Origin of the sequence: Paramicrobacterium fandaimingii (genome assembly GCF_011751745.2) — a bacterium.
In the GTDB taxonomy this organism is placed as follows: domain Bacteria; phylum Actinomycetota; class Actinomycetes; order Actinomycetales; family Microbacteriaceae; genus Paramicrobacterium; species Paramicrobacterium fandaimingii.
Genome location: NZ_CP061170.1, coordinates 1,297,835 through 1,306,996 on the forward strand (window position 1 = coordinate 1,297,835; position 9,162 = coordinate 1,306,996).

At 64.8% G+C, this 9,162-nt stretch carries 11 protein-coding genes and 1 riboswitch; of the genes, 8 read left to right on the plus strand and 3 right to left on the minus strand.

What is annotated here, in order from left to right:
• Positions 1 to 119 precede the first annotated feature (119 nt).
• Positions 120 to 803, plus strand: a complete 684-nt coding sequence (locus HCR84_RS06290) for an SDR family oxidoreductase (protein ID WP_166984198.1) — start codon at positions 120 to 122, stop codon at positions 801 to 803.
• A 102-nt stretch (positions 804 to 905) separates the two neighbouring features.
• Positions 906 to 2,390 (plus strand): MFS transporter, encoded by a 1,485-nt coding sequence (locus tag HCR84_RS06295; protein WP_166984197.1) that lies wholly within the window; start codon positions 906 to 908, stop codon positions 2,388 to 2,390.
• Here the strand turns inward: HCR84_RS06295 and HCR84_RS06300 are convergent.
• Together HCR84_RS06300 and HCR84_RS06305 are read right to left on the minus strand one after the other, a co-directional pair.
• Complete coding sequence (locus HCR84_RS06300; RefSeq protein WP_195706695.1) at positions 2,387 to 2,911, minus strand: Clp protease N-terminal domain-containing protein; 525 nt, start codon at positions 2,909 to 2,911, stop codon at positions 2,387 to 2,389. The genes HCR84_RS06295 and HCR84_RS06300 overlap by 4 nt on opposite strands.
• A 2-nt stretch (positions 2,912 to 2,913) precedes the next feature.
• Positions 2,914 to 3,117 (minus strand): RNA polymerase subunit sigma-70, encoded by a 204-nt coding sequence (locus tag HCR84_RS06305; RefSeq protein ID WP_166984196.1) that lies wholly within the window; start codon positions 3,115 to 3,117, stop codon positions 2,914 to 2,916.
• Between the two features lie 227 nt (positions 3,118 to 3,344).
• On the opposite strand from HCR84_RS06305, the gene HCR84_RS06315 reads away from it, so the two are divergent.
• Together HCR84_RS06315 and HCR84_RS06320 are read left to right on the plus strand one after the other, a co-directional pair.
• Positions 3,345 to 3,884, plus strand: coding sequence for an MOSC domain-containing protein (locus HCR84_RS06315; protein ID WP_166984195.1), 540 nt, complete (start codon positions 3,345 to 3,347; stop codon positions 3,882 to 3,884).
• Between the two features lie 27 nt (positions 3,885 to 3,911).
• Positions 3,912 to 4,844: an aldo/keto reductase gene (locus HCR84_RS06320; protein ID WP_166984194.1), complete on the plus strand. Its 933-nt coding sequence runs from the start codon at positions 3,912 to 3,914 to the stop codon at positions 4,842 to 4,844.
• Between the two features lie 18 nt (positions 4,845 to 4,862).
• Here the strand turns inward: HCR84_RS06320 and thiE are convergent, their stop codons facing one another.
• Positions 4,863 to 5,546, minus strand: coding sequence for a thiamine phosphate synthase (gene thiE, locus HCR84_RS06325; RefSeq protein ID WP_166984193.1), 684 nt, complete (start codon positions 5,544 to 5,546; stop codon positions 4,863 to 4,865).
• Positions 5,547 to 5,558: 12 nt separating this feature from the next.
• A riboswitch (TPP riboswitch) is annotated at positions 5,559 to 5,659 on the plus strand.
• Here thiE and thiO point away from each other — a divergent pair.
• The 4 genes from thiO (at position 5,652) to HCR84_RS06345 (ending at position 9,076) form a co-directional block, all read left to right on the plus strand.
• A complete protein-coding gene (thiO, locus tag HCR84_RS06330) occupies positions 5,652 to 6,779 on the plus strand; it encodes a glycine oxidase ThiO (RefSeq protein ID WP_166984192.1) in 1,128 nt (375 codons plus the stop codon). It overlaps the preceding riboswitch by 8 nt.
• Positions 6,776 to 7,024: a sulfur carrier protein ThiS gene (gene thiS, locus HCR84_RS06335; protein ID WP_166984191.1), complete on the plus strand. Its 249-nt coding sequence runs from the start codon at positions 6,776 to 6,778 to the stop codon at positions 7,022 to 7,024. The genes thiO and thiS overlap by 4 nt, the downstream gene beginning before the upstream one ends.
• Before the next feature lies 1 nt (position 7,025).
• Positions 7,026 to 7,844, plus strand: a complete 819-nt coding sequence (locus HCR84_RS06340; RefSeq protein ID WP_166984190.1) for a thiazole synthase — start codon at positions 7,026 to 7,028, stop codon at positions 7,842 to 7,844.
• On the plus strand, positions 7,841 to 9,076 hold the full coding sequence (locus HCR84_RS06345) for a ThiF family adenylyltransferase (protein WP_244972578.1): 1,236 nt from the start codon (positions 7,841 to 7,843) through the stop codon (positions 9,074 to 9,076). Before HCR84_RS06340 ends, HCR84_RS06345 begins: the two co-directional genes overlap by 4 nt.
• Positions 9,077 to 9,162: the final 86 nt, after the last annotated feature.

Below are 9,162 nucleotides of genomic sequence, written 5' to 3' on the forward strand. Positions count from 1 at the left end.
CCATGCTCGGTGGAATATCGTCGACTCACACCGGTTGACAGTGGAGACGGATGCTGCCGCGGCAATGCGCATGCGGACAGCGACGACCGGCGTCGGAGACGGCGCAGAAGGAGGTTCATATGACGGACAAACGAGTGGTCATCGTCGGAGGACACGGCAAGATCGCCCTGCTCGCCGCCCCGAAGCTTGTCGCCGCGGGTTATCGCGTTGAGTCGCTGATTCGCAACGCCGACCAGTCGGAGGAGATCAGAGCCGCTGGAGCCGAACCGGTGGTTCTTGATATCGAGACGGCCGACGTCGGTGCGCTCTCGGGCGCATTCGCCGGAGCAGAAGCGATCGTCTTCTCTGCCGGAGCTGGCGGCGGCAATCCGGATCGCACGCGCGCCGTCGACTTTGAAGCGGCAGTGCGCACCATAACCGCGGCTGAGGGCGTCGGTGTTTCTCGCTACGTCATGGTGTCGTATGCGCGAGCGAGCGTCGACATCGAGAACATCGACCCGGAGAGCTCCTTCTACACCTACGCGAAGGCCAAGCACGACGCCGATGTCGCCGTGCGAGAGTCGAGCCTCGACTACACGATCCTCGGGCCTGGGCGGCTGACGCTCGAACCGGCAACGGGGAGCATCACCCTTGCGGACGAGTCAGGCAATGTCGTCGAGGGCGGGCGCTCTGACGACGACAAGGTGACGTCTCGCGAGAACGTCGCCGAGGCAATCGTTCACGTTCTGGCGACGAAGGCCGCGGTGAAGAAGACAGTGAACTTCTACGATGGAGACACAGCAATCGCCGACGCAATAGTCTGACTCGCGATGTGTGCCCCGGGGCGTCCTCACCCGCGTGGCGGGGCACGCCGGAATAAATAGCCGCACGATGCGTTGGTCTGTTGTGGACACACACGGAGGACTATGTCGGCGAGAAGCACATTCGAATCGGGCGGGGATGCCGTGCAGGAGCCACCGGATCCGAATCGCTGGCGCATTCTGGCTGTGCTGCTCGTTGCGATCTTCATGTCGCTCATCAGCGTCAGCATCGTCAACGTTGCCCTTCCATCGATCCAGAGCGGCCTCGACGCGTCTCAATCTGACATTCAGTGGGTGCTCTCCGGGTACGCGCTGACGTTCGGCATCGTGCTTGTCGCCGCTGGTCGTGCCGGCGACGTCCTGGGGCGCGGGGGCATCTTCATCGTCGGAGTCGTCGTCTTCACCGCATCCTCGATCGTCGCTGGCCTCGCACCGAATGCCGAGTGGCTCAACGTCACCCGTTTCGTGCAAGGCGTGGGCTCAGGACTTCTGAACCCTCAGGGCCTCGGTATGATTCAGCACTACTTTCGCGGCGCGGAGCGCGGCAAGGCGTTCGGGTACTTCGGCAGCGTCGTCGGCGTCTCCGTTGCGATCGGCCCGGTGCTCGGCGGCCTGCTGATCAATCTCGGCGGAGCAGAGCTCGGGTGGCGACTGACCTTCCTCGTCAATGTGCCCGTCGGCATTGTGGCCATTGTTCTCGCGCTCCTCTGGTTTCCGCGTCCGCTCATCAGCTGGGGAGCGAAAGCGCCCGTCGACTCACAGCAACCGGCGAAGCGCAGTCGCTCGATGGACCTCGTCGGCGCTCTTCTTCTCGGCTTCGCCGTGCTCTCTCTGCTCTTCCCGTTTGTCGAGAGCGGTGTTTCCGCCTTCGTCTGGCTTCTGCTGCCCGTCGGCATTCTGCTCGTCGCCGCCTGGGTGCTGTGGGAGCGTCGGTATGCACGGCTCGGGCACAGTCCGATGGTTGATCTCAAGATCTTCGCGACCCGCAGCTTTGCAAACGGAACGACGATCGTGACGCTGTACTTTCTCGGGATGACGAGCGTGTGGGTGCTCATCGCCCTCTACATGCAAGACGGCCTGGGGCACTCGGCTTTCGAAGCAGGCCTCGTCGGCATACCCTCGGCCATCCTCTCGGCGTTCTCTGCGCACTGGGCGGGCAGCAGAGTCGCGGTGTATGGGCGCAAGATCGTCGTGGCTGGGCTTCTGATCGCGCTCTTTGGGCTGGCATCGACAGTTGCTGTCGTGCTCCTCAATCAGGTTGGGCTCGCCAACGAGTGGTGGCTGCTGCTGTCGCTTGCGTTCATCGGCATCGCTCAGGGCGTCGTCATCAGCCCCAACCAGACGCTCACGCTCGCAGATGTTCCGCTGAGCTACGCGGGCAGCTCCGGTGCCATCATGCAGACCGGCCAGAGAATCGGCACGTCCGTCGGCATCGCCGTTGTCACCGCTGCCGTCTTCGCCTCTCTCGCGTTCACAGAATGGCCCGTCGCGATGGCGATCGGTTTCACGTTGATTGCCGTTGTCGTTGTCGCCGCCCTCATCGTCGCCATTGTCGATCTGCGGTATCGGGCGCGAATCGGCACTCGCTAGGCCGCGGCAAGGCCGTCGAGCGACGCACGAAGCGCCCCGACGTCGACGCCTTCGGCGACGAGTGCGTCATATGCTGTGCCACGCGCCCGCAGAATCCCGAGAAGGATGTGCCGGGCACCGATCGACTTCTCGTTCAGGCGGATCGCTTCGCGAAGGGCCAGCTCGAGCACCTTCTTCGCCTCGTTGCGGAACGGAATGTGGCGTTTTGTCGTTCCCGCGTTCTGCAGCGCCCCCTCGCCGAAAACATCGTCGGCGCGGGCGGTGACGCCGCTGATGTCAATGCCGATGGAGGCGAGTGCCTCAGCGTCGAGTCCGGAGGGTGCGTTGGCGTGTCGAATGCGGTTGAGCGCGGCGGCGGCATCCGGAATCGCATCGATGATCGTCGACGCGGTTTCTCCACCAGCATCCAGGACTCCCAGAAGCAGATGCCGCGAATCGATCTGCGATGCTCGCTCAGCGCGTGCCGTGCTCTGCGCCCCAACAACGATCTCGCGGGCGCTGGTTGTGAACTTCTCAAACATCTCTATCTCCTGCCATGTTTTTTGTGTACGGCCTGGCGCGAAACCCCGAGGGCATCGGCGATTTCCTGCCACGACATGTCGAGTGTTCGGGCCCGGTTCACGTGAAGCGACTCGAGCCTGTCGGCAAGCTCGCGCAGGGAGCGCACGGCGCGCAGTCCGATGCGAGGGTCGCTGCTTGTCGCGGCATCCATTGGATTCTCGATCATGCTGTCAACAATAGTTGACGTTCCTGGAATGTGTCAACCAAAATTGACAGGAGACCACTCTGTTGAGGCTCTCAACGGACTCAAGAACATCACGATCGTCTCGGCCGTGCCGTTTGTCATCGTCATGCTTCTGCTGTGCGTTGCGCTGTGGAAAGATCGAAAGCGACGGAAGCGGAAGCTCCCGAACATGCTCGGAGGTAAGACCAGGAATGAGGGTTGCGACAAAAATGACAGCATCCGTTGTGGCTGTGAGCAGAAGCGATACTCATTCCTTCAGCAAGCCGACTGTCGATGAGATCACGCTTGTCGAGGGAATCGGTGTCGCTGGCGACGCTCATTCCGGCACAACGGTGAAGCACCGTTCGCGTGTGAAGAAGAACCCGTCGACGCCGAACGTGCGCCAGGTGCATCTGATTCACCGGGAGCTCTTCGACCAGGTGGCGGATGCGGGGTACACGGTGAAGCCGGGGGAGATGGGTGAGAACATCACGACGAGCGGCATCGACCTGCTCGGGCTTCCCGTCGGAACCCGTTTGGCGATCGGGGACGTCGTGATCACGATCACCGGATTGCGCAACCCCTGTTCGCAGATCAACGACTATCAGCCCGGTCTGATGAAGCAGATGGTGTTCGCAGACGGCGACGGCCACACCGTGCGGCTGGCGGGAGTGATGGGCATCGTGTCTCGCGGGGGAACCGTGCGGGCCGGCGACGTCGTTGCGGTGACTCTGCCGACCGGGCCGCACCATGCGCTCACAACTGTTTAGCCACAGCTCTCGAAGGGAACCACACGAATGAAGACTCTCCCACTGCCCGGAACAGACATCACCGCACCAAACGTCGTGCTCGGCGCCATGCGAATCGCCGACAAGACAGATGCCGAGGTGCGCGAGCTGGTGGCGACGGCGCGCGAGGCGGGAATTGGCTTCATCGATCACGCGGACGTCTACGGGCCGACACCGCACGCGTGCGAGCGGCGGTTCGCCGAGGCGATGGCGCTCACGCCATCGCAGCGCGACGCCCTGACGCTGCAGACGAAATGCGGCATCGTGCCCGATGGCCCGTATTTCGACTTCTCGTATGAGCACATCGTCGACTCCGTGAACGGCTCACTCGCCGCCCTGCAGACCGACTACATCGATATTCTGCTGCTGCATCGCCCCGATGCTCTGGTCGAGCCAGACGAGGTCGCACGGGCATTCGATGAGCTGCAGAGCGCGGGAAAAGTGCGCGCCTTCGGAGTGTCAAACCACACGCCGATGCAGATCGAGCTGCTCAAACGGTCTGTGACGCAGCCGATCGTCGCAAATCAGCTGCAGCTGTCGATGACGCACGCGCCGCTGATCGCACAGGGCCTCGCCGCGAACATGGCGGGGGAGCAGCAGTCGGTGATGCTCGATGGCGGCGTGCTCGACTACTGTCGCCTCCACGACATCACGGTGCAGGCCTGGTCGCCGTTTCAAGCCGGATTTTTCACAGGCGTGTTTCTCGGCTCATCGGAGTACCCCGAGCTGAACGCCGTGATCGACAGGCTCGCTGCGGCCTATGGCGTCACGCCGATCGCGATCGCGACAGCGTGGATCACGCGGCATCCGGCTCGCATGCAGGTCGTGCTGGGAACGACGACGCCGCAGCGGGTCTCGGATGCTGCGGCCGGCTCAGACATTCCCCTGACACATTCGGAGTGGTACGAGCTGGCCAGGGCAGCGGGACACCGCGTTCCCTGACCGTCTCGCGTCGGGCGGTCAGGCGAGCCGGTCGCGCAACGCTCGTGCCGCTCGGCCGACGTTGTCTGCATCGGTGACAGCGCGCACGACGACGATGCGTGACGCGCCCGCGCCGACGACGCGGTCGAGCCGCATTCCGCCGGTGATGCCCCCGATGGCAAACCATGGCTTGCTCGCGATCTCGACGGCCCGCCGTACCGGGTCGAGTCCGACGGCATCCCGACCGGGCTTCGTCGGGGTCTCCCACACCGGACCGACGCAGAAGTAGTCGATGTCGGCGTCGTCGTTTGCCGCTTCAGCCTGGCCGATGGAGTGCGTTGAGCGGCCGAGGATCACGTCGGGACCGAGAATCGCTCGAGCGTGCTCACTCGGCAGATCGCCCTGGCCGACATGGAAGACGTCGGCGCCCACCAGCGCTGCGACATCGGCGCGATCATTCACGGCGAACAGCTTGCCGTGCCGCTTTGCCGCGGCCGCGAGCACCTCGAGGGCCTCAATCTCGTCGCGCGCCTCGAGCGACTTGTCGCGAAGCTGAATGATGTCGACGCCGTTGGCATAGGCCGAGTCGAGAAACCGCGCAAAATCGCCGCGATCCCGGCGCGCGTCCGTACAGACATACAGCCGCGCGCTCTCGAGTGCCGCCTGACGCACGGCACGGACGGAATCGTCAGCGGAGATCACGGGTCGCAGATGTGAGGGCATGTGCCTAGAGTAGAGGAAGTTCGCGGGAGCCTCCTGGAGGCTGAGAGGGCCATGTGCCGACCGCTATACCTGATGCGGATCATGCCGCCGGAGGGAGAAACGCACGTGCACGCTGTCGTTATCGGGGCCGGAATCATCGGGCTCGCCACGGCCTGGCGGCTGAAGAAAGACGGCTGGTCGGTGACGATCGTCGATCCGACACCCGGAAATGGCGCGAGTTACGCCGCGGCGGGAATGCTGGCGCCGGCGTCGGAGGTCGTCTGGGGCCAGTCGCCCCTGTACTCGCTGATGATCGCGGCAGCGCAGCTCTACCCGACGTTCGCGGAGGAGCTCGCGACAGCATCCGGCCATCACCTCGGCTACGCGCAGACCGAGACGCTTGTCTGCGCCAGCGATGCCGCAGACCGACAGAGCCTGCGCGAGCTCTGCGCACTGCAGACATCGCTCGGCCTGAGCCTCGAGCTCATCGCCGGAACACAGGCGCGCGCTCTCGAACCGGCTCTCGGCCCCGGCGTCACCGCGGCCGTGAGGATCGAGGGAGACCACTCAATCGACCCGCGGCGGATGACTGACGCGCTGCAGGCACTGCTCACCGAGAGCATCGTGCGACGCCGAGTCGCGGCTCTGGCCTCTGACGGAAGCCGCACGCGCGGTGTTGCGCTCGCGAACGGTCAGAACATTGTCGCCGACCAAGTCGTCGTCTGCGCGGGAGCCGACACGGGAACAATCGAAGGGATGCCGCGGCTTCCCCTGCGCAGCGTCTGGGGCGACGTCGTGCGTCTCTCGGTGCCTCGGCGGCTGCAGCCGATCGTCACCCGCACCATCCGGGGCCTTGTGCGCGGACGTCCTGTCTACCTCGTTCCGCGCCCTGACGGGACCCTCGTCCTCGGCGCGAGCGTTCGCGAAGACGGGGTCGACGGCATCAGCGCCGGTGGCGTGCACCAGCTGCTGCGCGACATAGAACGCGTCGTCCCCAGCGTGCTTGAATGCGAGATCACTGATGTGACGGCGCGCGCACGCCCCGGGTCGCCCGATGATCTGCCGTTGATCGGGCGCATCGACGAGGGATGCGTCGTGTCGACCGGCTACTTCCGCCACGGCATCCTGCTCGCGCCTCTCGGCGCCCAGCTGACCGCAGATCTCACAAGAGGCGAGTCGGGGGACGCCGACATGCTGACCGCCGTCGACCCCTCACGATTCGCTCAGGACATACGCAAAGGAGACTCACGATGACACAGACGATCGACGTCACTGTGAACGGCGACGCACGCGCTCTCGCCGTCGGAGACACACTTCGAGACCTGGTTGCCGAAATCACCGGCAAGACGCTGGCGGACGATGGTTCCCCCGCAGACGGATCGAAACTCGGCATCGCAGCAGCCGTTGACGGGGCGGTCGTGCGCCGCGGCGGGTGGACCACGCACACACTCGAGAGCGGACAGACGATCGACATCGTCACCGCGGTTCAGGGAGGCTGACATGACCACAACGACAACGCACACGGCAGCGGCCGATCCGCTGCAGATCGGCGAGGAGGCGCTCACCTCGCGCCTCATTATGGGAACGGGCGGAGCGACATCGCTCACGACGCTCGAAGAGGCGCTCGTCGCATCGGAGACGCAACTGACCACCGTGGCGATTCGTCGCTTCGACGCGGAATCGCGAGACTCGGTGTTTGCGCTGCTCGAGCGACGTGGCATTCGCGTTCTGCCCAATACGGCAGGCTGTTACACGGCCCGAGATGCCATTCTCACCGCACAGCTTGCCCGTGAGGCACTGGGAACGTCGTGGATCAAGCTTGAAGTGATCGCCGACGAAGATACGCTGCTTCCCGACCCCGTCGAACTGTTTTCGGCGGCGGAGCAGCTTGTTCTCGAGGACTTCACCGTCTTCGCCTACACAAACGATGACCCGGCGCTCGCCAAACGGCTCGAAGACGCGGGCGTCGCCGTGGTGATGCCGGCGGGATCGCCTATCGGCAGCGGTCTCGGCATTCTCAACCCGCACAACATCGAGACGATCGTCGATCGCGCAAGCGTTCCCATCGTTCTCGATGCCGGAATCGGTACGGCATCGGATGCTGCACTCGCCATGGAGCTGGGATGCGACGCCGTGCTGCTGGCCAGCGCCGTCACGCGTGCACACGACGCGGGCGCCATGGCGCGGGCAATGCGCCTTGCCGTTGATGCCGGACGCACGGCGCGATTCGCCGGCCGCATTCCGAAGCGCTCGCTCGCTCGCGCGTCGTCGTCGTTCGACGGTATGGTGACCCATCGTCCCTCGGAAGCGGGCCTGTGACTGTGCACGCCGCGCTCGGAACCCGACCCGCGGCGCCCGCGCTCGTCGAGCCGGGGCCCGCACTGGCACCCCATGAGATCGACCGCTACGCGAGGCACCTCAGCCTTCCCGATTTCGGTGAACTCGGGCAGCGTCGGCTGCGCAACGCGTCAGCGCTCGTCGTCGGCGCGGGCGGCCTCGGAGCCCCGATTCTGCACTACCTCGCGGCGGCGGGAATCGCACAGCTCACCGTGATCGATGACGATGTCGTCGAAGCGTCAAATCTGCAACGACAGGTGCTGCATCGTGACGCAGACATCGGGCGGCCGAAGGTGGACTCGGCGCGTGACGCGGTGCGGCGACTCGACCCGCGCATCACCGTCACTGCGCTGAACGAGCGCCTGACGCCGGATAACGCCCGCGAGCTCTTCACACGGCACGACATCGTCATTGACGGGGCAGACAATTTCGCCACGCGTTATCTCTCGAACGACGCGGCCGAGCTGACCGGGACCCCGCTCGTCTGGGGAACGATCTTTCGCTTCGTCGGGCAGGTGAGCGTGTTCTGGCCCGGCAGAGGGCCGATGCTGCGCGACCTGTTTCCCGACATTCCCGACGCGGATTCGGTGCCGGACTGCGCTGATGGAGGGGTGCTCGGGGTCTTGTGCGGCACGATCGGCTCTGCCATGGCCACCGAAGCCATCAAGCTCATCTGCGGCATCGGCACGCCGCTTCTCGGCCGTCTGCTGCGCTACGACGCGGGCGAAGCCGAGTACTCAACGTTGCGTTTCTCCGTCGACGAGAGCAGACCAGCCGTGACGAATCTCGATGAGGTGACGATTGCCTGCGCGGCCGTGAACGCGCAAGCGGATGCCGCGGGGCGCACGAACGCGCACGAACTCGATGTCGCCTCGTTCGACGCGTTTCGCGACGCGGCATCAGATGCTGCTGAAGCGCTTCTCGTCGTCGACGTGCGCGAGGGCTGGGAACGGGAGCTCGATGCCATTCCCGATTCCATTCACATTCCTCTCGATCGCGTTCAGGCAGAGGGATGGAAGGCGATCGCGGCGATTCGCGGCGACGCGCGACATATTGTTCTGTACTGCACAAGCGGGGTGCGGTCAGCGCGCGCCCGCGACCGGCTCGCAGACGCGGCGCCCGCGAGCATCACGCTCAGTTCACTGGCTGGAGGGATCAACGCCTGGCGGCTCACGTCGGCGAGCGATGCCAGCTGTGCCCCGGGGAGGGACTGACGCCATCCCTCGACACCGTCAACCGAGTGCTCTAGCGTGAAGGTGATTCGTCAATCCAGGCAGCCGCGACGACGTGAATTGGACGT